We start from the raw sequence: 22475 nt of genomic DNA, 5'->3' as shown, positions 1-22475 counted from the left end.
GCGGCCGGCGACGCGGCGGCCCTGCGCCGCCTGCTGGACCGCCACGCGGAGCGCGGCCGGCTGACCGCGGAGTCGGCCTCCGTCGACGCGGCGGTGGCCGCCGCGGCCGGCGATCACGACAAGGCAGCCCAGGCCCTTGCCCTGGCCCGCTCCGACGGCTCCGCCGCGCTGCGGGCGCTGGAGGCGGCCAGGGAGGCCTACCAGGCCGCGGTGGCCGCGGACCGCGCGGTCGCGCTGCGGCCCCATCTGCGGGTCGGCGACGCCTGCCCGGTCTGCACGCAGACCGTGCACGAGCTGCCGACGGTGCCGCACGAGCCCGCCGTCGCCGCCGCCGAGGCCGCCGGCAAGGCCGCCCGCAAGCGCAGCGAGGCCGCCGACCGGGTCGTGGAGGAGCGCGACCGCGCCGTGCGCGAGCTGGACCGGGCGCTCGCCACCGCCCGGGCCCACGCCGAACAGATCGGCCGCCGCGCCGGCGAGCTGGACCGGGAGCTGGACGGGGCACCGCCGCCGGAGGCGCTGCAGCGCGACCTCGACGGCATCGCGAAGCTCACCAAGGGCCTGGAGAAGGCCGGCGCCGAGGTGCGCAAGGCCCGCGAGGCCCACCGCACCGCCGGGGGCGCCGCCTCCAGGGCCGAGGAGCGGCTGCGGGCTGCCTGGCGGGCCTTCGACGCCGCCCGCGACGGCCTCGCCGCCTTCGCGCCTCCCCCGGCCAACCGCGACGACCTCGCCGACGCCTGGTCGACCCTGCACGGCTGGGCCACCGGCGAGGCGGGCCGCCGCCGCGCGGGCCGACCGGCCGCCGCCGACGAGGTGGGCGCGGCCGAGCGCCGGGTCGCCGACGTCCGGCAGGCCCTCACGGCCGAGTTCGCCGGGGCCGGCCTGGCCGCGCCCGGGGGCGACCCGGCCCGGGAGGCCGCGATCGCGGTCGAGCGGGCCGAGGCGGCGGTGCGCCGCATCGAGGAGCGCCGGGCCGACGCCGTGAAGCTGCGCGAGCAGGCCGACGCGACCGCGCGCGAGAGCCAGGTCGCCCGGGCCCTCGCCCAGCACCTGCGGGCCGACCGGTTCGAGCGCTGGCTGCTCGCCGAGGCCCTCGACACGCTGGTCGAGGGCGCGTCGCAGACCCTGCGCGAGCTCTCCAGCGGCCAGTACGACCTCGGCCACGAGAAGGGCGAGTTCTACGTCGTCGACCACCACGACGCGGGCCTGCGCCGGGCCGTGCGGACCCTGTCCGGCGGCGAGACGTTCCAGGCCTCCCTCGCCCTCGCGCTGGCCCTGTCCGAGCAGCTGGCCGGGCTGTCGGCGTCGTCGGCCAGCCTCGAGTCGATCGTGCTGGACGAGGGCTTCGGCACGCTCGACGTCGCCACCCTCGACACCGTCACCGCCACCCTGGAGAACCTGGCCGCCCGCGGTGACCGGATGGTCGGCGTGGTCACCCACGTCGGGGCCCTCGCCGAGCGGATCCCGGTGCGCTTCGAGGTGCGCCGCGACGCCCGCACCGCGCGGATCGAGCGGGTGGGGCTGTGAAACTCCACGTCGATGCCTGGGATCCGGCGTACGGCCAGTCGTTCGACGCCGCCGACGGCCCGCAGGCGCCGAGCACGGCCCAGATCCAGCCCGACGTCGAACTCCCGGCCGCCGCGTGGCGGGCCGTCGACCCGCCCGCGGGCCTCGATGCACCCGGCACGGTGCTCATCGTCGACGGGGTGCAGCGCATCGACGCCCGGGTGTGGATCACCGACGACGCCGGGACCACCCACCCCGGCGTGGCCGCCTCCTACGCCGCCGGGGTCGTGCGCTGCGAGCTCGGCCGCGGGGTGGCGCAGGTGGCCACCACCCGGATCGAGCGCGGGCTGTTCACCCCGCTGGAGGAGCTGCCGCCGATCGTGGCCGGCAACATCCGGTACCCGGGGCGGCGGGTGTCCCGCGGCGAGCCGAAGGACCTGGCGCTGGGCGTGCAGCGGCACATGCGCGCGCTGGAGGTCGGGGTGTCGAACGAGGAGCGGGCCGACGGCGACCTGCTCATCGTGGACGGGCCGCTGCAGGAGCGGGCGCACCTGCCGCGGGCGCTGGGCTACATCAAGACGCACCGGGCCGAGTACCTGCCGGCCGAGCTGACCGCCGTGGTCACGTCGCTGCGGGGCGGGCAACGCACGCCCGTGTTCGTGCTCGGCACGTCGTGGAACCGGTTCGCGTGGTACCTGCGGCTGCCCGGGCCGGCCGGGGCGCCGTGGAGCGGGATCGTGCGGGCGGAGTGCTCGGCCGACCTCACCCCGTCGGCCGCGATCGACCTGGCCCACCTGTCGGCGGTCACGCTGCCGCGGTTCGCGTCGCAGGCGTACAAGGACCCGCGGGCGCCGCAGAATCTGGTGCCGATCGCGGGGCTGGAGCGTAAGCTGCGCGCCATGCTCGGCGACGCGCGGCTGCTGCACCGGGCCCTCAGCCGGGTCGCGGCATGACCGCTGGCTTGATTTGGGCACCTCGGGGTAGGACGGCGTGAGGGTCCCGCCGCTGTATGACCTGGCCGGCACCATGCGTGGGCTGGCGCTGATCCAGGGCGACCCGACGCTGTCGATCGGGCGTTCCACCGCGTGGTTCGCCACCCGTACGCCGCTCGGGCCCGGGACGCTGCGCATCGACCTCGCGGCCGGCTTCAGCGCGTATGGCCCTGGGGCGGACTGGCTGATCGAGCGGGCCGAGGCCATCGCCGGGCTGCGCGACGACGTCGACGGCTTCGCCGAGCTGGCCCGGCAGCACCCGCTCGTGCACCGGCTCGCCCGGGAGCACGCCGGGCTACGCATCGGGGCCACCGGGCGGGTCTTCCATCACCTCGTGCCGGCGATCATCGGGCAGAAGGTGAGCGGCAAGGAGGCCCACCACAGCTACGTGCGGCTGCTGCGGCGGATGTCCGAGCCCGCGCCCGGGCCGAAGGAGGGGCTGTTCCTGCCACCCGACCCGGCGGTGATCGCGGCGACGCCGTACTGGGCCTTCCACCCGCTCGGCATCGAGCAGAAGCGGGCCGACACGCTGCGCCGGGGCGCGGCCGCCGCGGCCGCGCTGGAGCGCTGCGGGGACGCCGCCACCTGCACCGCGCGGCTGGTCTCCATCGCCGGGATCGGGCCGTGGACCGCGGCCGAGGTCACCCGGGCCGCGTACGGCGACGCCGACGCGGTCTCCGTCGGCGACTACAACATCAAGAACAACGTGGCCTTCGCGCTGACCGGGGCGGCGCGCGGTACCGACGAGGAAATGCTCGAGCTGCTGGCCCCGTTCGCGCCGCACCGCGGGCGCGTGTGCGGGCTCATCGCCGCCGCCGGCATCGGGGCTCCGCGATTCGGACCCCGGATACAGCTTCGGTCCTACGCGCGGTTCTGAAACTTGTCGTACCCGTGTGGTTGACTTGGGCCCGTGGAGCTGCCAGTCCTGCCACCCGTGGAACCGATGCTCGCCAAGAGCATCCCCAGCCTGCCCAGCGCGCCCGGCATGAGCTATGAGCCCAAGTGGGACGGGTTCCGGTGCATCGTGTTCCGCGACGGCGACGAGGTCGAGCTGGCCAGCCGCGGGGGCAAGACCCTGACGCGGTACTTCCCGGAGGTCGTCGAGCAGGTCCGGGCCCAGCTGCCGGACCGCTGCGTCGTCGACGGGGAGATCATCGTGATCCGGCGCGACCACGGCGAGCCGAAGCTCGACTTCGAGCTGCTGGGCCAGCGCATCCACCCGGCCGCCTCCCGGGTGAAGCTCCTCGCCGAGCAGACGCCGGCCTCGTTCGTGGCCTTCGACCTGCTCGCCATCGGCGACGAGTCGCTCATGGGCGAGGGCTACGCGCAGCGCCGGGCCCGGCTCGTCGAGGCGCTCGCCAAGGTCGAGCCGCCCGTGCACGTCACCCCGGTCACCACCGACATCGAGGTGGGCCGCGACTGGTTCGAGCGCTTCGAGGGCGCCGGGCTGGACGGGGTGATCGCGAAGCCGGCCGACGGGCTGTACGAGCCGGGGAAGCGCACGATGTACAAGATCAAGCACTCCCGGACCGCGGACGCCGTGGTGGCCGGGTTCCGCTGGCACAAGGACGGGCCGATCGTGGGATCGCTGCTGCTGGGGCTGTATGACGACGAGGGGCGGCTGCACCACATCGGGGTCGCCGCGTCGTTCACCCGCGAGCGGCGGGCCGAGCTGGTCCAGGAGCTGGCGCAGTATCGCGAGGGTGTCGTCGACCACCCGTGGAACTGGGCCGGCCAGGCCCCCGGCACCGCCGCCGAGAGCCTGGAGTCGCAGCCGGCCGACACGGGCACGCGGCTGCCCGGCGGCGTGAGCCGCTGGACCGGCAAGAAGGACCTGTCGTTCGTCCCGCTGCGCCCGGAGCTGGTGGTCGAGGTGGGCTACGACGCGATGGAGGGCGACCGGTTCCGCCACACCGCCCAGTTCAAGCGGTGGCGGCCCGACCGGGATCCGCGCTCGTGCACCTACGAGCAGCTGGACCGGCCGGTGCGCTTCGACGTCGAGTCCGTGCTGGCGGGCCGTCCGTGAGCTTCTTCGCGCTGTTGCTTCATGGCGTTCGGTCGCCTCGCCACTCTGCTCCCGCCTCGGTGCCGCGACCCGTCCGGTTGCGGCGGCGGCTGGCGCGGTTCGTGCCCGCCGTCGCCGTGGCGGTGCTCGTCGCGGGGTGCACGGTGCCCGATCCGCAGTGGACGCAGCCCACGTCGGGACGGCCGCTGCACGCCCCGTCCGCCCAGGCCAGCGGGCCCGGCGGGCCGGCGTCGCAGTCCGGCGGGCTCGACATCCCGGCCGCCGACTGGAAGCCGTGCCCGGACGCCTACAAGGACGTGTTCCCCACCGCGCCGGAGAACACCAAGTTCGACTGCGCGACGGTGAAGGTCCCGCAGGACTGGGCCCACCCGAAGGACTCGGGGACGTTCGACATCGCCATGGTGCGTGGCCGCTCCACCAGCCAGCGCGACCGGGTCGGCTCGCTGTTCATCAACCCGGGCGGCCCCGGCGGCTCGGGCTGGGACTACGGCGTGTACCGCTCGGTGTACCTGCCGGCCGAGATCCTGCGCCGCTTCGACATCATCGGCTTCGACCCGCGCGGCGTCGGCCGCTCCTCCCCCGTCAAGTGCTTCTCCGACGCCGACCTGGACCAGAACTTCGGCCTCGACCCCGACCCGGCCACCGACGCCGGCTACCAGCAGACCGTGGCCCTGACCCGGAAGCTGGCGCAGAGCTGCGGCGAGAAGTACGGCGACAAGCTGCCGCTGTTCTCCACCGAGCAGGCGGCCCGGGACATGGACGCGCTGCGGGCCTCGGTCGGCGAGCGGCAGCTGACCTACCTGGGCTACAGCTACGGCACGCTGCTCGGCGCCGTCTACGCCCAGCTGTTCCCGAAGAACGTCCGGGCCCTGGTCCTCGACGGCGCCGTCGACCCGACCCTGTCGGCCCAGGCCTCCGCCGAGAAGCAGGCGGCCGGCTTCGAGCTGGCGTTCAGCAACTTCAGCAAGTGGTGCGCCAGCAACACCCAGAGCTGCCCGATCGCCCCCGACGCCCGGGCCGTGGTGATGAAGGCGATCGCCGACGCCCGCGTCTCGCCGGTCAAGGGCAACGGCCGGGACGCCACCGCCGGGTGGGTGTTCACGGCGGTGGTGTCGTCGCTGTACAGCGAGTCGTCGTGGCGCCTGCTGGCCCAGGCCATGCAGGACCTGCGCAACGGCAAGCCGGACAAGATGTTCCGCCTGGCCGACGCCTACGCCGAGCGCGACGCGGACGGCCACTACTCCAACATGTTCGACGCCAACTCGGCCGTGAACTGCGCCGACAGCGACAACGTCCCGACCGTCGAGCAGTCGCGCACGCTGGAGGCCCAGTGGCGCGAGAAGTACCCCCTCTTCGGCGGCCCGCTCGCCCTGAACCTGATCTGCTCCCAGTGGCCGGGCAAGCACGACCCGTACCCGACCGGCCCGGCCACCGGCTCCGCCCCGATCGTCGTCATCGGCACCCTGGGCGACCCGGCCACGCCGTACGAGCAGGCCCCCGCCCTGGCCAAGATGCTGGGCGTCGGCACCCTCGTCACGTGGAAGGGCGAGGGCCACACCGCCTACCCGCAGACCGGCTGCATCATCGACGCGGTCAACCGGTACCTGATCGACCTGCGCGTCCCGCCGCAGGGCACCACCTGCGAGAAGTAGCGCGGCACGCGGGCCGCGCCTGGCCAACCAGCCGGGCCGCGGCCCGCACTGCTCCGCCCGGCCTGGCCGCCGCTCGGCTCAGCTCCGCTGGGCTGAGCTGAGCTCGGCTGGGCCCCGCTCCGCCCGGCCTGGCCGCCGCTCGGCTCAGCTCCGCTCGACTTGAGCACCTCCCGCTCGGCTTGAGCACCTCCCGCTCGGCTAGGCCCGCTCCACTCGCCCGGCTAGGCCCCGACCCGCTCAGCAAGGCTCAACACTGCCCACCCCGACTCGACTTCGACCAGCTCAGCTCAGTCGGCTTGGACCAGCTCAGCTCAGCGTCCAATCGGCTCAGCTCGGCTTGGTCCGGCTGGGCTGGGCTGGGCTCGGCTCCGTGAGGCTTTGGTGATGGCAGGGCGCGGGCTGGGGTGTCAGGCCTCGGCCTTCTTCGCGCGGCTGGGCTGGACGCGCATCGGCTCGCCGTCCATCTTGGGGTACTCGGGCGGGTAGGGCATGTCGCCCTCACCGTTGGCGGCGTCGCGCTCGGCCCATTCCAGCAGCACGCTGATGTCGTGCGCGGTGTCGTCGATCCCGGCGTGCGGGTCGCCCAGTTCCGCGAAGCGGGCGGGCACGGTACGCAGGTCGAAGTCGTCCGGCTCGACGTCGCCCAGTTCCTCCCACCGTAACGGCGTCGAGGCGGTGGCGCGTGGGTTGGCCCGCAACGAGTACGCGCACGCGATCGTCCGGTCCCGCGCCATCTGGTTGAAGTCGACGAACACCCGCTCGCCGCGCTCTTCCTTCCACCACTTCGTCGTCACCAGGTCGGGTCGGCGCCGCTCCACCTCGCGGGCGAGCGCGATCACCGCCCGGCGGGCCTCGACGAAGGTCCATTTGGGGGCGATCCGGACGTACACGTGGATGCCGCGCCCGCCGGAGGTCTTCGGCCAGCCGGTGAACCCGATCTCGTCCAGAACCGCCTTGAGCTCACCCGCCACCACCGCGGCGTCGGCGAAGTCGGTCCCCGGCTGCGGGTCGAGGTCGATCCTCAGCTCGTCGGGCTGGTCGACGTGCCCGCGGCGCACCGGCCAGGGATGGAACACGATGGTCCCCATCTGCGCCGCCCAGGCCACGTGGGCCAGGTCAACGGGGCAGAGCTCGTCGGCCTTGCGGCCGCTGGGAAACGCGATCTGCGCCGTCTCGATCCACCCGGGCACCCCGCGCGTGGGCACCCGCTTCTGGAAGAACGTCTCCCCTCCGATCCCCTCGGGGAAGCGCTGCAGCGTCGTGGGCCGGCTCCCGAGCGCACGCATGATCCCGTCGCCCACGGCCAGGTAGTACTCGAACACGTCCCGCTTCGTGAACCCCCGCTCGGGGAACACGACCCGCTCCGGACTGCTGAGCCGCACCGCCCGGCCCGCAACCTCGATCTCCAGCGCATCGGCCATGCCAAGGACCTTACGCCGCAACCGGCTCCCCCACCGCCAACCCGAGCCCCGGTCCCTCAGCGGGTCCGGCGGGCCGGCTGGGGTCCTGGGCGCGGGCGGCGCGCGGCGCGGCCGGCGCCGTGGCCGGCGAGCGCGCGGTCGGGGTCGGGACCGGGGCCGGAGCGGCGGTTGCGCGGGCCGGGCACGGGCGTGGACTCGGGGTCGTCGTCGCGGCTGCCTAGGCGGGTGAGGTACAGGACGCCGGCGCCGCCGAAGATGAACGCGAAGCCGATCGTGGTCATCAAGGATGAGGACGGGCCGGTCACCGGGAGTTCGCCGACGGAGCCCGAAACGCCGGAGCCCGTCGTGGTGGTCGGCGGGATGCTGGTGACGCCGCCCGGGGTGTTGCCCGAGACGCCGCCCGTGCCGCCGCCGGGGGTCGTGGTGCCGCCCGGGGTCGTGCCGCCGTTGCCCTGGCCACTGCCGCCCGGGGTGGTACCGCCGTTGCCCTGGCCGCCGCCGCCCGGGGTGGTGCCGCCGTTGCCCTGGCCGCCGCCACCCGGAGTAGTGCCGCCGTTGCCCTGGCCGCCGCCACCGGGGGTGTTGCCGCCCTGGCCCGAGCCACCGCCGCCCGGGGTGCCGTAGCCGCCGCCCGCGCCATTGCCATGGCCCGAGCCGCCGTGACCGGAGTTGCCGTGGCCGCCCGAGCCGGTGCCGTGGCCCGAGCCGGTGCCGTGGCCCGAGCCGCCGTAGCCCGAGCCGGTGCCGACCGGGCCGCTGGTGTGGGCGGGGCCGCCGTGGCCCCAGGTCGGGCCGTTGGTGCTGCCGTAGCCGGCGTCGGCGGGGTTGTGGGCGGCGCCGTAGCCCGTGTCGAGGGCGGTCGTGGCGGGGTGCGAGGTCTCGGCCAGCAGCTGCAGGGGGCTGGGGACGGTCGGCGCTTCCGCGGTTTCGTGGGAGGCGGCGGCCTGGGCCGGGGTCGCCAGGGCGGTCATGCCGGCGGCGCCCACCGCGCCCACTGCGACGGCCTTGTACAGCAGCCTCATCCTCGTCCAATCCCACGCGAGCGTCCGTTGCACCACAAAAGTCCGAATCGTGGCTTTCGCGCAGCCCAACGAAGACAGGCCTGCACAGGATTCGGGCAAGTTTGGGCAAAGGCCGGAAAACCGTACTGTGGCGTTCGCGGGCCGTAATGGTCGGGGCGGGCGAGCGGGCCTAACGTTGAGGCATGACCGAGCCAACTGTCAGCCTGCCCACGACCGACGCGGAGTGGCGGGTGCGGCTGTCACCGGACGAGTTCCGGGTGCTGCGCCTTGCCGGGACCGAGGCGCCGTGGAGCGGGGAGTACGTCAGTACCAAGACCGAGGGCGTGTACCGCTGCCGCGCCTGCGGCGAGCAGCTGTTCACCAGCGACACCAAGTTTGACAGCCACTGCGGATGGCCCAGCTTCGACGATGCGATCCCCGGCACCGTCAAGGAGATCGAGGACCGCTCGCACGGCATGGTGCGCACCGAGATCCGGTGCGCACGCTGCGACTCCCACCTCGGGCACGTGTTCCGCGGCGAGCGCATGACCGAGAAGGACACGCGCCATTGCGTGAACTCCCTGTCGATCAAGCTGGACCCGAAGAACTAGCTGGACCCGAAGAACTAGCTGGACCCGAAGAACTAGGCGGAACGAAGAAGCACTAATGCGCGGGTAGCGGGCCGAGGCAGAGGACCACGTCCACCGTCATGCCGTCGACCTTCTTCGAGATGTCGGAGCTGCCCTTCCAGTCCCACGAGTAGCTCTTGTCGGCGCCCGGCACGTTGTGGCAGGCGCCGTCGGACTGGAAGGACAGCACGTTCTCCACGCGCTTGAGGACCTTGTGGTCGGCCTCCTTCGAGGCGCAGTCGGCGCGCTGGGGCTCGGCCGGGTCCAGGTCCACGCAGTCGCCCTCCTTGGCCACGTTGATGGCCTTGGCGGGGTCGACGTCCTTGGCGCCCATGCACACGATGTTGCTGTCGTCGGTCGTGGTCGAGGTCGAGGCCCCGGCCACGTCGGCGCACCGGCCACCGCCGGTTCCCAGGACGGCCAGCACCTTGTACTTCGCCCCCGCGTCGGTGCACGCGACGAGGCGGAACGGCTCGTCCTTGTCCTCGGGCGCGTCGCGGACGCAGTCGCCGGTCTTGGCGTTGGTCACGTTGTCGGCGTTGAGCACGAACTTGGAGTACAGCGCCACCCCGGCGACCGCCAGCAGCAGGATGGGCAGCAGCACGAGGTACACCTTCGTGGTCTTGTTCATCGATCCTCCCCCGTTCCGGTGAACGGGGGGAAACCCTACTATGCCGCCGGGCGGCGCATCGGCACGTGCTCGATGCCCTCGTCGTCGAACGCCGGGCCGCAGATCGCGAACCCGAACCGCTCGTACACCCCGGTGGCCCCGGTCTGCGCGTCGAGCACCACCTCCCGGCCCGGGCCGACGTGCTCCAGCGCGGCGGCCAGCAGGCGCCCGGCCAGCCCCCGGCCCCGGTGCGCGGCGGCGGTCACCACCCGGCCGATGCGGGCCCCGCCGCCCGGCTCGTCCAGGACGCGCAGGTACGCGGCCACCGTCCCGTCCGGGGCGTCCAGCCACAGGTGCCGGGTGCCCGGCTCGGTGTCGCGGCCGTCGAGCTCCGGATAGGCGCAGTGCTGCTCGACGACGAAGACATCGCACCGCAGCTTCAGCAGGCGGTAGAGATCGGCGGTACCGAGCGAGGAGAACGAAGCCGAAAGGGCCGACGAGGCGGTCACGCCAGGGCCTCCGCGGCCTTGCGGGCGGCGATCAGGATCGGGTCCCAGACCGGGGCGAAGGGCGGGGCGTAGGACAGGTCCAGCGAGGTCATCTCTTCCACCGTCATACCGTGCCACAGCGCGACGGCGAGGGCGTCGATGCGCTTCGCGGCCCCCTCCTCCCCCACGATCTGGGCGCCGAGCAGCCGGCCCGTCGTACGCTCGGCGATGATCTTGGTTCTGATCTTGCGGGCGCCCGGGAAGTAGCCCGCGCGCGTCGTGGACTCGGTGACCACGCCGTAAGGGGCGAAGCCGGCCGCGACCGCCTCGGCCGTGCTCAGGCCGGTCCGGGCCACCTCGTGCGCGCAGAGCTTCGACACCGCGGTGCCGACCACGCCCGGGAACGTGGCGTAGCCGCCGCCGATGTTGATGCCGGCCGCCCGGCCCTGCTTGTTGGCGTGGGTGCCCAGCGCGATGGCCACCGGCCGCTGCGAGACCAGGTGGAACGTCTCGACGCAGTCGCCGGCGGCCCAGATGCCGGGGACCGAGGTGCGCATCCGGCGGTCGACCCGGATGCCGCCGGTCTCGCCGATCGCGATCCCGGCGGCCCGCGCGAGGTCGCTGCCGGGCCGGGTGCCGAGGCCGAGGATGACCACGTCGGCCGGAATCTCGCCGGCGGAGGTGTGCACGGCGGTGACCCGGCCGCCGGAGGTGGCGAAGCCCTCCAGGGTCTCGCCGAGGCGCAGCGTGCCGCCCTCCTGGCGCAGCGCGTCGGCGACCAGGGCGCTCATGTCGGGGTCCAGGGTGCGCATCGGCTGCTCGGCGGCGTCGACGAGGGTGACGTCGAGGCCGTGGCGCAGCATCGCCTCGGCCATCTCCAGGCCGATGTACCCGCCGCCGACCACGACCGCGCGCCGCGGCCGGTGCCGGTCGAGGTACCCCAGCAGCCGGATCCCGTCCTCCAGGGTCTGCACGCCGTGGATCCCCAGCGCCAGCGCGCCGGGCACCTCGGGCCGCCGCGGCACCCCGCCGGTGGCGATGACGAGCTGGTCGAAGGGCTCGCGGTACTCCCGCTCGGGGTCGCGCACCACCACCTCGCGCCGGTCGGCGTCGATCGCCGTGACCTCGCTGGCCAGCCGCAGGTCGATGCGCTGGCGCTCGCGGAACTCGGCCGGGTGCCGGGCCACCAGGTCGTCGGGGTCGGTGACGTCGCCGGCCACCAGATAGGGGATGCCGCAGGCCGAGTAGGACACGTGCCGGCCCCGCTCGAAGGCCACGATGTTCAGGTCCTCGGGGCCGCGCCGCCGCCGGGCCTGCGACGCCGCGCTCATCCCCGCGGCGTCGCCGCCGATCACCACCAGCCGTTCGGTCACCGCTCCATTGTGGTCAGTCGTGGCGGCCGGGCGCAGGGATCGGCGCGCCGTTGTCGTCGAAGACATTGCCGGTGTACTGCGTGAGCGTCGTCCTCGTGCTGACGAGCACCGGGCAGGCGAAGACGGAGGCGCGCCCGAAGCGGTTGCCGACCACGGCGATGCCGGTCATCGGCGGCCCGCCCTGGTGGGCGAAGTTCAGCGTGCAGCCGCCGCCGTCCAGCCAGCTGCCCTCCACGCGCAGGTCGGTGCTGGTGCCGCCGCCGGTCTGGCGGACCTGCCAGGCCGCGTTGCCGCGCGGGCCGACCACCAGCACGTCGCGGCGCAGCGTGATACCGCGCTGGCCGACGGTCTCCACCGCGTCGGTCTCGGTCTCGCCGCCGCCCGGCGCACCGGAGGCGAAGTAGGCCAGGTCGTGCACCCACGAGTCCTGCAGCAGCACGTCGGGCCCGGTCGTGGCCACGCCGTTGACCCCGCCGTGCACGTTGAGCCGGGTCAGGGTGGCGGCCGTGGCCCGGATGCCGTCCAGGCAGGGGCCGGTGGCCGCGGGCGCGATCTCCACGTCCTCGAGCACCGCACTCGCGCCCGCCTCGATCTGCACGACCGCCCCGCACTTCGCGGCCCCGCCCCGGACGATCGCGTTGCGCAGCGTCACCCGCTTGCCCGTGATGCGGACATAGCCGTGAATGTCCACATTTTCGATGACCTTCCCGTCGGTACCGTACGCCTGATCGCCGTTCACGATGGTCAGCCGCACCCCGGCGATCGCGCCGGTGTTCGACGGCCCGGGCTTCCCGCCGGGCCGGGCCGGCCGGGACGCGACGACCGACCGGGACGGCGAGGGGGACACCGACCCGAGGCCGACGTCCGACATATCTGGCGTCTCCGAAATATCGGGCTGGACCGGCGCCGCCGCGCTGGGGCGAGGGGCCGAGCGAGGGGCGGGCTGCGTCAGCGGGTACGCCAGGACCGCCGCCACCGCGATGACCGCGACGCCGCCGGTGGCGAGCGCGATCGGCCCCCACCGCATCGTCACGCCCTGTTTCTAGTGGGACACGAGTGACGGCGCAAAGCCTGCGGGCGTTGTGCGGCCCTATGCCAGTTCTTTCGACATCTGTATCGACATCGTCTGATACCCGAGCTCCTCGTAGAGCGCCCGCGCCCCGGGGTTGTGCCCGAAGACGTTGAGCCCGAGCTTCGCCACCCCGCGCCGCTTGAGCTCCTCCTCGGCGGCCAGCATCAGCGCCCGCCCGTGGCCGCGGCGCCGGTGTGCGGGGTCCACCTGCACGTCGTACACCCAGGCCTGGTCGCGTTTCTCGCCGGGCAGCGCGAGCCAGATGTGCCCGACGACCGCGCCGTCGGCGACCCCGAGGAACAGCAGCTGCCCGGGCGTGCCGGCGCCCTGCGGCAGCAGCGTGGCGAAGAGCTCCTCCACCTTGGCGTGCACGGACTCGGCGGTGCCCCGCCCGGCCCGCAGCTCGTCCTCGGCGTACTCCCGCTTGAGCGCCGGCATCATCGCGTCGAGCTCGGCCTGGGTCATCGGTCGCAGTGTGAGCATGGGGTTCACAGTACGAAGGCGTCCGTCCACAGCTGGCGGGACCGCCCCGACAGCGCGTCGAGCAGGCCGACCGCCTGGCCGTCGGTGAGCGCGGCGACGAAGTCCACGATCGCCCGGCCACGGGCCATGGCCGCCCGGTCGAGGCGCTCGAGGCCGTAGTCGGCCGCGGTCAGCGTGGCGGTCTCGGCCTCGGCCAGCTCGACGAGGTCGTGCAGCCGGCGGGGCAGCCGGGTCTCCTCCTCCGGGTCGGTGAGCCAGGCGCGCAGGGCCTCGACCAGCCCGGCCAGCAGGCGGGCCTGGCCGCGCTGGTGCAGGGCCAGGTCGGGCCGCTCGAGCACGAACCGGTGGTGGATGAACTTGAGCACCTGCACCTCGTGCCACTGGGCGCGGGCCAGCAGCACGTGCCCGGAGCGCATCGGCGGGTCGGCGGTCACCCGCACGGCCTCGATGAGCCGGCGGGTCCAGCGGGCCGAGAACCGGGCCACGGCCTGCTCGGCGTCGATCGAGCCGTCGAAGGGCGCGGCCAGCAGCCCGTCGGCGAGCTCCGCCCGCACGTGCTCGACGGCGGCCGCGAAGGCGTCGTCGTCGCTGACCCAGCCGTCCTTGCGGACGATGTCGCGGCGCAGCTGCTCGACCGAGCGGCCGGGGTGGCGGGCGGTGGCCCGCAGCTGGACGTCGTCGAGGGCGCGCAGGGCGGCGGCGTCGCGCTGCCAGGCGACCAGCTCGGCGGCGACCGCGCCCTGCTGCAGCACCCCGACGCGGTGGAAGTCCTCGAGGTCGTGGATGGCGTAGGCGATGTCGTCGGCGGTGTCCATGACCGAGGCCTCGGCGGTCTGCTGCCAGTCGGCCAGCAGGCCGGCGAACGGGGCGCGGGCCTGGCGCACGTCGGCGAGCTCCGTGACGTAGGCGCCGAACTTGGCCGAGCCGACCTCGGGGTCGCCGCCGGCGCCGCGGGGCGTCGGGCGCATGTGCATCGGGTGCGGGTCGGGGTAGGTGCGCCGGGTCCACGGGTACTTCAGCAGCGCCGCCCGCACCGCCGCGGTGAGGTCCAGCCCGATCGCCGCGCCGCGCACCTGGGTGCTGGTGACGATGCGGTACGACTGCGCGTTGCCCTCGAACCCGTCGGGCAGGCCGAGCCGCTCGCGGGCCAGCCGGTCCAGGACCCGCTCGCCGAGGTGGCCGAAGGGCGGGTGGCCGAGGTCGTGCGCGAGGGAGGCGGCCTCGACCACGTCGGCGTCGCAGCCGCCGAGCTTGTCCAGCAGGGCCCGCTGCTCGGGGTCGGCGACGAGCCGCTCCACGATGCCGCGGGCGACGCTGGCCACCTTGAGGCTGTGCGTGAGCCGGTTGTGCACCAGCAGGCCGGAGCCCCCGGGGCTGATCACCTGGGTGACGCCGGCCAGCCGGGCGAAGAACGGCGAGGCGACGATCCGGTCGCGGTCGGCCCGGTAGGGGCTTCCCGCCAGGTCGCCGGGGGCGACCACGGCCCCGCCGAAGAGTCGTTGCGCGCGCTGGTCGTCCATGGACAAGTTCTATCAAGCGGGCTTGCGGACCTCGATCACGAACCCCGACGCGGCCTGCGCGGCCATCGGATGGTGCACGAGCAGCAGGTCGAGCAGCTTGAGCGGGGACAGCAGCCAGGTGAGCGGCAGGATCAGCCGGTAGAGCCGCTTGCTGCCCAGCGACAGCACCATGGCCAGCCACTCCTGCAGGACCCAGAGCATGCCGGAGGTGGGCCCGGCGCCGACCCGCACGCCGAGCACCTCGAAGGCCCCGAACTGCTCGCGCAGGCCGACCTCGGTGAAGCGCTGGAAGTCGTACGGCGACGCGTGGAACGGCTGCATGAAGGGCACGAACACGAGCATCCGGCCGCCGGGGCGCAGCACCCGGTGCATCTCGGCGATGTGCGCGGCCGGGTCGGGCACGTGCTCGAGCACCGCGATGCTCACGCCGCCGGCCAGGCTGCCGTCGGCCAGCGGCAGGCGGCGCAGGTCGGTGACGACGTCGACGTTGCCGTAGGAGCCGCCGTCGAGGCACAGGACCCGCTCGTCGCGGCGGTGGGTGCCGCAGCCGAAGTCGGCAACCAGGTCGCGGTCGAGGTCGAAGCTGCGCAGGAACGGGGCCACCAGCCCCGGGCGCTCCTGCACCGGCGAGAGCAGCCGGATCGCGGCCGGGTAGAGCCGGTGGAGGCGGGTCTTGACCAGTTCCTTGATCCGGTTGAGCGGGTCGGCGGTCAGCTCGCCCTCGCCGAAGCCGCCGAAGTCGAGCCGGTCGCCGTCGCGCCGGCCGGTGGTGCCGCACACCGCGCAGGCCAGCGACGGGTCGAGCCGGGCGTGGCAACGGGGGCAGGCCAGCACCTCCAAGAGCCGGTCCTGCCTGGTGGTTCCCGCGATGGTTTGCTGCATCACTCCCCCAACTGGTAGACCGCGATGCGGCCGGCGCGATAGCGGAACGTGGCGTAGTCCTGGATCCAGCTGGACGGCAGCAGCAGGTAGCCCTCGTCGACCATGAGCCACTTGACGTGGTACTCGTCGCGGAGCCTGCCGACCGTCGCGGCGCTCGGGTGGTAGAAGGCGGCGTCGTTGTCGGCGAGCTTCTGCCGGTCCCAGTAGGGCGCGAAGATGGCGTTGACGTGGTCCTCGGCCGCCTGGCGGTGGGCCCGGTCGGTGAAGCCCCAGCCCTCGACCAGGAACCGGCGCTCGGTGTAGGCGGAGAACCAGAAGTGCCGGTTGTCGCAGCCCTGCAGCGAGTCGGGGTCGCCGATGCAGTGGGCGTTGGTGGCCACGAGGTCGTCCGGGGCGGAGTGGTCGCGCAGCCAGCGGCCGGCCTCCTGGGTGCCGGGGGTGACGAACGTCCTGATCTGCACGACGCCGCGCCAGCCGCCGAGCCGCGAGGCGCGGGTCATCTCGTTGACGTGCTGCACCGCGGTGCCGAGGCAGGCGCCGGCGAGCATGGCGGCGACGAGTGTCCGCCAGGCCGGGAGGCGGCGGCGGTACATCCACCAGCCGGCCGCCCCGAGCAGCCCGTACGACAGCAGGTACGGCCAGACGAGCCCCCACAGCGAGACCCACATGCTGCCGGTGTTCTGCACCTTCGGGGTGTGCATGCTGCCGATCTTGTGCACCGCGAGCAGGATGACCAGTCCGGCGCCGATCGCGCAGTACACCTGGCGCAGCAGCCGGCCGGTGGGCAGGCCGCGCGGCGTGAGCAGGACCAGCCCGACCACGGAGGCGAGCGAGAGGTAGGGCCGGGCGGAGACCATGAACCAGCCCTCGGCGCCGGCCTCGTGGCCGAAGACCATGAGCGCGCCCACCCCGGACAGGCCGATGCCGAACATGAGGATCACCGGGTCGGCGGCGATGCCGAGGTCGCGGCGCATCCGGCGGGCGTGCCGGATGGTGGGCGCGAGCCGGCCCAGCCCCAGCAGCCCCGGCCAGATGCAGGCCCAGCAGCAGACGGTGAGGACGGTGACGACGAGCAGCCGCCACAGCGGGTGCGGGTACTCGGGGGCGGCGAACTTCACCGTGTACGGCGCCCCGGAGATCTGCGCGAAGTGCAGCGGGTCGATCGCCATGCCCTGCGAGGCGCCGCCGAAGAGCACGAACTGGGCGAAGAGCAGGCCGAGGAAGGTGACCCCGGCCGCGTAGAGCGCCCCCGGGTGCACCTTGCGGCGGGTGACCAGCCGGACGGCGACCACGAGCAGCAGGCCGGCCAGCAGCATCGGCAGGAAGGTTGCCTTGGCCCCGGTCACGGCGGCGGTGAGCACCGTGACGAGCACCCACCGGCCCCTCGTGTGCCGGGCCATGGCCTCGACGAGGGCGAGCGCGAGGCCGGCGAAGAGCAGCGCGCCGAACGTCTGCGTGGGGCTGGTCCACAGCTGGGCCCGCAGCGACGAGCCGTCCTCGTAGGCGTTCGTGCCGAAGGCGGAGAACCAGCCCTCCAGCGGCCAGTGGTACGGCATCGGGGTCAGCACGAAGAACGTGATGACGGCGGCGGCCGCGCCGGCCCACCACACGCCGGTGAGCCGCCGGCCGAGCACGCCGAGCAGCGCGACCAGCCCGAACAGCATCGGCAGCGGCGACAGGCGCACCAGCAGCACGTGCGGCTCGATGCCGGTGGCCCAGGAGGTGGCGGCCATCTCGGCGTAGACGAACCAGTGGTACAGCACCGGCTGGTCCGACAGCCACGGCGACATGAGCGGCATGTGGTGCTTGGCGTCGCCGATCAGGGCCAGGTGGAAGGGCGAGTCGGCGTCGGGGCTGAGCATGCCGGGCTCGCGCAGGTCGTGCGTGCGGAAGAAGCGCACGCAGCTCCAGTAGAAGACCACGGCGGCGGTGCCGGACAGGATGAGCGACCACCACAGCGGGGTCCGGTCGGCCGGGTCGGCGCTGCCGCGCCAGTGCCGGCGCAGCCGGGGCACGGCCACGAAGGCGGCGAGCACGGCGGCGGGCCACGCGAGGAACAGCAGCGGGGCGCCGGCGGCCCGGGCAGGGACGTAGGCGAGGACCTCCCCGGCGTAGCCGACGGCCAGGCCCGCGGCGAGGTCCTCGACCAGCCAGCCGGAGCGGCCGCGGATCGCCCGCCAGATCAGGGTGCCGGGCAGGACGACGCCGAGCAGCACGTACCCGGCGAACATGGCGGTGGTCGGCAGCGGCACGCCGTAGAACTTCAGGCCCGCGGCGACCAGCACGGCAACGGTCGCCGGCGGCACCCAGGCTGCCGCGGCCCGCCGGGCGGGGGTCGCGGCGACGGCCAAGGGGACGCGCTGCTGGACCGTTGCTGTCACACGCTCCGCCGTTCCTCGAGATGTCTGACGCAACGTATGCAACGCCGGACGGCACGGTGAGGCAGCGGGCGATTCTTACCCGATGGTGTGGTTTCAGCGTTCCTGCTGGCGCGTCATGTGCGCCTCGAGCCCGTCCAGGAACCGGGCGATGCCGAACTCGAAGTCGTCGTCGGGGACCTCGGCCGGGTCGTCCAGCGTGCCGGACGCGATGAGCTCGCCGATCGCCGGGAAGCGGGCCGGGTCGGCCAGGAGCTTGAGCAGCCGGGCGTAGCCGGCCATGGCCTGCTCGGTGGAGACCCCGCCGCCGCGGGCGGCCGCGTCGATGTCGGCGGTGAGCAGCGCCCAGTTCCGGGTCAGCCCACTGATGATCATGATCGCGGACAGCCGCTCGTGGTGCGCCAGCGTGGTGTCGCGCATGATTTCCAGGCCGTGGTTCATCCAGGCGATCTGGTTGGGCGTGATCGGCGGGCTGCTGATCGACACCCGGACCACCCACGGCTGGCGGCGCAGCAGCGCGAGGTAGGTGCGCGCGAAGCGGGTCAGCCCGGCCCGCCAGTCCTCCCCCGGCGGCCGGGGCTCCGGCTGGCCGATGGCGGCGTCGACCATGAGGTCCAGCAGGTCGTCCTTGGCCTTCACGTAGCGGTACAGCGACATGGTGGCCGCGCCCAGCTCGCTCGCGACCCGGGCCATGGAGACGGCGCCGAGGCCCTCGGAGGCGGCGACCTTCACCCCGGCCGCGACGATCCGGTCCAGCGTGAGGCCGGGCCGCGGCCCCTTGCCGGACCGCTCCCGCAGCCCCCAGGCGGCGGCGAGGACCGGCGGGATGCCGACTTCTGACTCGCTCATTGACTCGGATTCTACTTCTGCGTATAACGTACGCATAAGCTTACGCCATACGCAGAAGGGCTGTTCCATGGAAGTGCCCGCGATCGAGGCCACCGGCCTCGCGAAGTCCTACGGCAAGCTGCAGGTCCTCACGGGCGTGGACCTGCGGGTCCCGGCCGGCTCGGTGTTCTGCCTGCTCGGCCCCAACGGCGCCGGCAAGACCACCACTGTGCGCATCCTGACCACGCTCACCCGGCCCGACGCCGGCACCGCCCGGGTGGCCGGGCACGACGTGGTCCGGGACCGGGCCGGGGTGCGCCGCGCGATCAGCCTCACCGGGCAGTACGCCGCCGTCGACGCGCTGCAGACCGGCGCGGAGAACCTGCGGATGATGGCCCGCCTGGCCGGCGCGTCCCGGCGCGACGCCCGGGTGCGGGCCGGCGAGCTGCTGGAGCGCTTCGGCCTGACCGAGGCGGCGAACCGGCGGGCCGGGACGTACTCGGGCGGCATGCGCCGCCGCCTCGACCTCGCCGCCGGGCTCGCCGGTCAGGCCGCGGTGATCTTCCTCGACGAGCCGACCACCGGGCTGGACCTGACCAGCCGGCAGGCCATGTGGGAGGTCGTGGACGGGCTGGTCGGGTCGGGCACGACGGTCTTCCTCACCACGCAGTACCTCGAGGAGGCCGACCGGCTCGCCGCCCGCATCGCCGTGGTCGACCACGGCCGGGTGGTCGCGGAGGGCAGCCCGGCCCAGCTCAAGGCCCGCTTCGGCGACCAGCGCCTCGACCTCGACCTCGCCGACCGGGCCGCGTTCGAGGCGGCCGCGGCCCTGCTCGGCGCCCGGGTCGTGCAGCGCGACGACGCCCGGCTGACCCTCGGCGTCACCACCGACGGCAGCGCCGCGCACGTGCGCTCCGTGCTCGACGAGATCGACCCGTCCGGGACCGCCGTGCGCCGCTTCGCCCTGCACAGCGCCACCCTCGACGACGTCTTCCTGTCCCTCACCGCCCGGAAGGAGCCGGCCGTTGTCTAGCACCGCGCTCACGCAGTGGAGCGTCCTCGGCGCCCGCGCCCTGCGGCTCGGCCGCCGCAACGTCGAGGCCCTGATCATGTCGATCGCGCTGCCGGTCATGCTGATGATCGTCTTCGTCTACCTCTTCGGCGGGGCGATCCAGACCGGCACCGAGTACGTCACCTACGTCGTGCCCGGCGTGATGCTGCTGTGCGTGTCGTTCGGCTCGGCGATGACCGCGGTCGCCGTGGCCAACGACCTCAAGGAGGGCATCGTCGACCGCTTCCGCACCCTGGACGTCGGCGGCGCCGCGATGCTGTCCGGGCACGTGCTGGCCAGCCTGGTCCGCAACGTGGTGTCCAGCGCACTGGTCCTGGCCGTGGCCCTGGCCATCGGGTTCCGCCCGAAGGCCGGCGCGGGGCAGTGGCTGGCCGCCGCCGGCATCCTGGTGCTGACCATCGCCGCGGTGTCGTGGCTGTCGGCGGCGCTGGGGCTGCTGGCCGGCTCGGCCGAGGCGGCGAGCGGCTACACCTTCGCGATCACCTTCCTGCCGTACGCCAGCAGCGCCTTCGTCCCTATCGACACGATGCCGTCGTGGCTTCGCGGCTTCGCCGGCAACCAGCCGGTCACCCCGATCACCGAGAGCCTGCGCGGCCTGCTGCTCGACCAGCCGGTGGGCCACGCGCCGTGGCGGGCGGTGGCCTGGTGTGCCGGCCTGGTGATCGTCGCGATCGTCGCCTCCGCGGCGCTGTTCCGGGTCAAGACGAAGTCCTGACCGGATTGGTGCTTTTGCGCGAATAGATGGGTTATGCCCGGTAGGGTGACGCGGGTGCGATCGGCGATCATAGGTCTGGTCCTTGGCCTACTCCTCACCCCTGCCGGTGCCTCCTCAGCGCGGGCCTTCGACGACGGCTCCGCGAGGGCAGGCGCACACGGCCCGGAGGCGGCGGTGGCCACCCCCGGGCCGCAGTACCCGGTCAAGGGCATCGACATCTCCAGCCACGACCACTCGACGTACAAGACGATCGACTGGGCCGCCCAGGCCGCGGCGGGTGTGCAGTTCGCCTACGTCAAGGCGACGGAGACGAACAACTACGTCAACCCGTACTTCAGCCAGGACCTCGCCGACGCCAAGAAGGCCGGCCTGCTCGCCGGGGCCTACACGTTCGCCCGCCCCGACCACGCCGACCCGGTCGGCGACGCGAACATCTTCATCGACCACGCCGACTGGGCCAGCGACGCCAAGACGCTGGTGCCCTTCGTCGACCTCGAGTGGCCGTACTTCTCCGGCACCAACGCCTGCTACAACCTCGACCAGACCGCGATGCGCGCCTGGATCCAGTCCTTCCTGGACCAGATCCAGGTGCGCATCGGGCGCAAGGCGATGATCTACACCGCGGCGAGCTGGTGGAACCAGTGCGTGGGCAACACCACCCAGTTCGCGGCCTACCCGCTGGACGTGGCCACCTGGAGCGGCACCGCGCCGAAGCTGCCCAACGGCTGGACGAAGTGGACGCTGTGGCAGTACGCCGGCGGCGACACCAAGCAGTACGCCAACTACGACAAGGACGTCTTCAACGGCGACCTCGACGCCCTGCGCCGCCTCGCCGGCATCGACCCGCCGTCGCCCCTGATCGCCAAGCCGTCCGTCGCCCCGCACGCGCCCAGCAAGCAGATGCAGGTCTACACCGACGCCGGCCACGGCCTGTCGCAGCGGTACTGGAGCCCCGGCTACGGCTGGTCGAGCTGGAGCAACTTCGGCGGCGGCATCGCCGGCACCCCGCACGTGCTGCAGAACCCGGCCGCCGGCACCGTCGAGGTCTACGCCCGCACCCAGGGCGGTCACCTGGCCCAGAAGTACTGGCGGGCCGGGCGCTGGTCGGACTGGACCGACCTGGGCGGCAGCCTGGCCGGCGACCCGGTCGTCTTCTACAGCCCGCGCTACGGCTCGACCGAGATCTACGCCCGGGGCACCGACGGGCACCTGTGGCAGCGCTTCTACGCCGGCGGCTGGTCCGGCTGGAACGACCTGGGCGGCTCCCTCGCCGGCGACCCGGCCGAGGTGCTGTACAACCCGGTCTACCGCACGACCGAGATCTACGCCCGGGGCACCAACGGCCATCTCCTGCAGCTGTACTTCGGCGGCGCGTGGTCCCCCTGGAACGACCTCGGCGGCGACCTGGCCGGCGACCCGGCGGTCTTGCGCAGCCCGGTGTGGGGCTCGACCGAGATCTACGCGCGGGGCTCCGGCGGGCACCTCATGCAGAAGTACTTCGCGGGCGGCTGGTCGGGCTGGAACGACCTCGGTGGCAGCCTGACCGGGGAGCCGGCCGTGTTCTACAACCCGCAGTACCGCTCGACCGAGATCTACGCGCGCGACGGCGGGACGCTGCGGTACACGCTGATCATGCCCGGCGGCGGGTGGGCCGCGTGGACGGGCATCGGCGGCACGCTGGACACCGATCCGGCCGTCCTGCTGAACCCGTGGACCGGCAACACGGAGATCTACGCGGTCTCGGGCGGCAACCTGGTCACCCAGCTGTGGCTCAGGGACGCCTCGACCTGGACGGGCTGGTCGACCATCATGTCGAACCCGTTCTGATCG

Annotated in this window: 20 protein-coding genes; 9 read left to right on the top strand and 11 right to left on the bottom strand. The window is 73.5% G+C overall.

Annotated elements, in window-relative coordinates; genetic code table 11:
- The 5 genes from ABD352_RS45435 to ABD352_RS45415 form a co-directional block, all read left to right on the top strand.
- The coding region (locus ABD352_RS45435; protein ID WP_344618816.1) for an SbcC/MukB-like Walker B domain-containing protein at nt 1–1524 on the top strand (1524 nt) is incomplete at its 5' end.
- The gene (locus ABD352_RS45430; protein WP_344618815.1) at nt 1521–2456 is read left to right on the top strand and encodes a hypothetical protein; all 936 of its coding nucleotides are present in this window, start codon (nt 1521–1523) and stop codon (nt 2454–2456) included. The genes ABD352_RS45435 and ABD352_RS45430, both read left to right, overlap by 4 nt.
- Before the next feature lie 73 nt (nt 2457–2529).
- The gene (locus tag ABD352_RS45425) at nt 2530–3372 is read left to right on the top strand and encodes a DNA-3-methyladenine glycosylase family protein (RefSeq protein WP_344618835.1); all 843 of its coding nucleotides are present in this window, start codon (nt 2530–2532) and stop codon (nt 3370–3372) included.
- 33 nt (nt 3373–3405) lie between these two features.
- On the top strand, nt 3406–4521 hold the full coding sequence (locus ABD352_RS45420; protein WP_344618814.1) for an ATP-dependent DNA ligase: 1116 nt from the start codon (nt 3406–3408) through the stop codon (nt 4519–4521).
- Nucleotides 4522–4580: 59 nt separating this feature from the next.
- Entirely contained in the window at nt 4581–6173 is a 1593-nt protein-coding gene (locus ABD352_RS45415) for an alpha/beta hydrolase (protein WP_344618813.1), read from the top strand.
- 407 nt (nt 6174–6580) lie between these two features.
- On the opposite strand, the gene ligD is transcribed toward ABD352_RS45415, so the two are convergent.
- Together ligD and ABD352_RS45405 are read right to left on the bottom strand one after the other, a co-directional pair.
- Nucleotides 6581–7594: a non-homologous end-joining DNA ligase gene (gene ligD, locus ABD352_RS45410; protein WP_344618812.1), complete on the bottom strand. Its 1014-nt coding sequence runs from the start codon at nt 7592–7594 to the stop codon at nt 6581–6583.
- Nucleotides 7595–7650: 56 nt separating this feature from the next.
- Nucleotides 7651–8616, bottom strand: coding sequence for a hypothetical protein (locus ABD352_RS45405; protein WP_344618811.1), 966 nt, complete (start codon nt 8614–8616; stop codon nt 7651–7653).
- Nucleotides 8617–8798: 182 nt separating this feature from the next.
- On the opposite strand from ABD352_RS45405, the gene msrB reads away from it, so the two are divergent.
- The gene (gene msrB / locus ABD352_RS45400) at nt 8799–9206 is read left to right on the top strand and encodes a peptide-methionine (R)-S-oxide reductase MsrB (protein WP_344618810.1); all 408 of its coding nucleotides are present in this window, start codon (nt 8799–8801) and stop codon (nt 9204–9206) included.
- Nucleotides 9207–9258: 52 nt separating this feature from the next.
- Here the strand turns inward: msrB and ABD352_RS45395 are convergent, their stop codons facing one another.
- From ABD352_RS45395 to ABD352_RS45355, 9 genes are all read right to left on the bottom strand, one after another.
- Nucleotides 9259–9855: an LppU/SCO3897 family protein gene (locus ABD352_RS45395; RefSeq protein ID WP_344618809.1), complete on the bottom strand. Its 597-nt coding sequence runs from the start codon at nt 9853–9855 to the stop codon at nt 9259–9261.
- Between the two features lie 38 nt (nt 9856–9893).
- Complete coding sequence (locus ABD352_RS45390) at nt 9894–10343, bottom strand: GNAT family N-acetyltransferase (RefSeq protein ID WP_344618808.1); 450 nt, start codon at nt 10341–10343, stop codon at nt 9894–9896.
- Nucleotides 10340–11695: an FAD-dependent oxidoreductase gene (locus ABD352_RS45385; protein WP_344618807.1), complete on the bottom strand. Its 1356-nt coding sequence runs from the start codon at nt 11693–11695 to the stop codon at nt 10340–10342. The genes ABD352_RS45390 and ABD352_RS45385 overlap by 4 nt, the downstream gene beginning before the upstream one ends.
- A 13-nt stretch (nt 11696–11708) precedes the next feature.
- Nucleotides 11709–12728 (bottom strand): hypothetical protein, encoded by a 1020-nt coding sequence (locus tag ABD352_RS45380; protein ID WP_344618806.1) that lies wholly within the window; start codon nt 12726–12728, stop codon nt 11709–11711.
- Nucleotides 12729–12785: 57 nt separating this feature from the next.
- Nucleotides 12786–13250 (bottom strand): GNAT family N-acetyltransferase, encoded by a 465-nt coding sequence (locus tag ABD352_RS45375; RefSeq protein ID WP_344618805.1) that lies wholly within the window; start codon nt 13248–13250, stop codon nt 12786–12788.
- A gap of 5 nt (nt 13251–13255) precedes the next feature.
- On the bottom strand, nt 13256–14770 hold the full coding sequence (locus ABD352_RS45370; protein ID WP_344618804.1) for a deoxyguanosinetriphosphate triphosphohydrolase family protein: 1515 nt from the start codon (nt 14768–14770) through the stop codon (nt 13256–13258).
- A gap of 12 nt (nt 14771–14782) precedes the next feature.
- Nucleotides 14783–15652, bottom strand: a complete 870-nt coding sequence (locus ABD352_RS45365; RefSeq protein WP_344618803.1) for a methyltransferase domain-containing protein — start codon at nt 15650–15652, stop codon at nt 14783–14785.
- Complete coding sequence (locus ABD352_RS45360) at nt 15652–18033, bottom strand: hypothetical protein (protein WP_344618802.1); 2382 nt, start codon at nt 18031–18033, stop codon at nt 15652–15654. Before ABD352_RS45360 ends, ABD352_RS45365 begins: the two co-directional genes overlap by 1 nt.
- A 93-nt stretch (nt 18034–18126) precedes the next feature.
- Nucleotides 18127–18879 (bottom strand): TetR/AcrR family transcriptional regulator, encoded by a 753-nt coding sequence (locus ABD352_RS45355; protein ID WP_344618801.1) that lies wholly within the window; start codon nt 18877–18879, stop codon nt 18127–18129.
- Nucleotides 18880–18946: 67 nt separating this feature from the next.
- On the opposite strand from ABD352_RS45355, the gene ABD352_RS45350 reads away from it, so the two are divergent.
- From ABD352_RS45350 to ABD352_RS45340, 3 genes are all read left to right on the top strand, one after another.
- Nucleotides 18947–19891, top strand: coding sequence for an ATP-binding cassette domain-containing protein (locus tag ABD352_RS45350; protein ID WP_344618800.1), 945 nt, complete (start codon nt 18947–18949; stop codon nt 19889–19891).
- Nucleotides 19884–20645, top strand: coding sequence for an ABC transporter permease (locus ABD352_RS45345; protein ID WP_344618799.1), 762 nt, complete (start codon nt 19884–19886; stop codon nt 20643–20645). The genes ABD352_RS45350 and ABD352_RS45345 overlap by 8 nt, the downstream gene beginning before the upstream one ends.
- Before the next feature lie 174 nt (nt 20646–20819).
- Nucleotides 20820–22472, top strand: a complete 1653-nt coding sequence (locus tag ABD352_RS45340; RefSeq protein WP_344618798.1) for a GH25 family lysozyme — start codon at nt 20820–20822, stop codon at nt 22470–22472.
- Nucleotides 22473–22475 lie beyond the last annotated feature (3 nt).

Source organism: Dactylosporangium salmoneum, from assembly GCF_039532525.1.
Lineage (GTDB): Bacteria > Actinomycetota > Actinomycetes > Mycobacteriales > Micromonosporaceae > Dactylosporangium > Dactylosporangium salmoneum.
Note: the sequence above shows the minus strand (reverse complement) of the source record. Positions and strands in the feature narration are given on the sequence as shown.

Coding starts and splice junctions, on each gene's coding strand:
- ABD352_RS45395 (WP_344618809.1), bottom strand. CDS start 9,855: ATGAACAAGACCACGAAGGTGTACCTCGTGCTGCTGCCCATCCTGCTG.
- ligD (WP_344618812.1), bottom strand. CDS start 7,594: ATGGCCGATGCGCTGGAGATCGAGGTTGCGGGCCGGGCGGTGCGGCTC.
- msrB (WP_344618810.1), top strand. CDS start 8,799: ATGACCGAGCCAACTGTCAGCCTGCCCACGACCGACGCGGAGTGGCGG.
- ABD352_RS45350 (WP_344618800.1), top strand. CDS start 18,947: ATGGAAGTGCCCGCGATCGAGGCCACCGGCCTCGCGAAGTCCTACGGC.
- ABD352_RS45425 (WP_344618835.1), top strand. CDS start 2,530: ATGCGTGGGCTGGCGCTGATCCAGGGCGACCCGACGCTGTCGATCGGG.
- ABD352_RS45355 (WP_344618801.1), bottom strand. CDS start 18,879: ATGAGCGAGTCAGAAGTCGGCATCCCGCCGGTCCTCGCCGCCGCCTGG.
- ABD352_RS45405 (WP_344618811.1), bottom strand. CDS start 8,616: ATGAGGCTGCTGTACAAGGCCGTCGCAGTGGGCGCGGTGGGCGCCGCC.
- ABD352_RS45365 (WP_344618803.1), bottom strand. CDS start 15,652: ATGCAGCAAACCATCGCGGGAACCACCAGGCAGGACCGGCTCTTGGAG.
- ABD352_RS45370 (WP_344618804.1), bottom strand. CDS start 14,770: ATGGACGACCAGCGCGCGCAACGACTCTTCGGCGGGGCCGTGGTCGCC.
- ABD352_RS45375 (WP_344618805.1), bottom strand. CDS start 13,250: ATGCTCACACTGCGACCGATGACCCAGGCCGAGCTCGACGCGATGATG.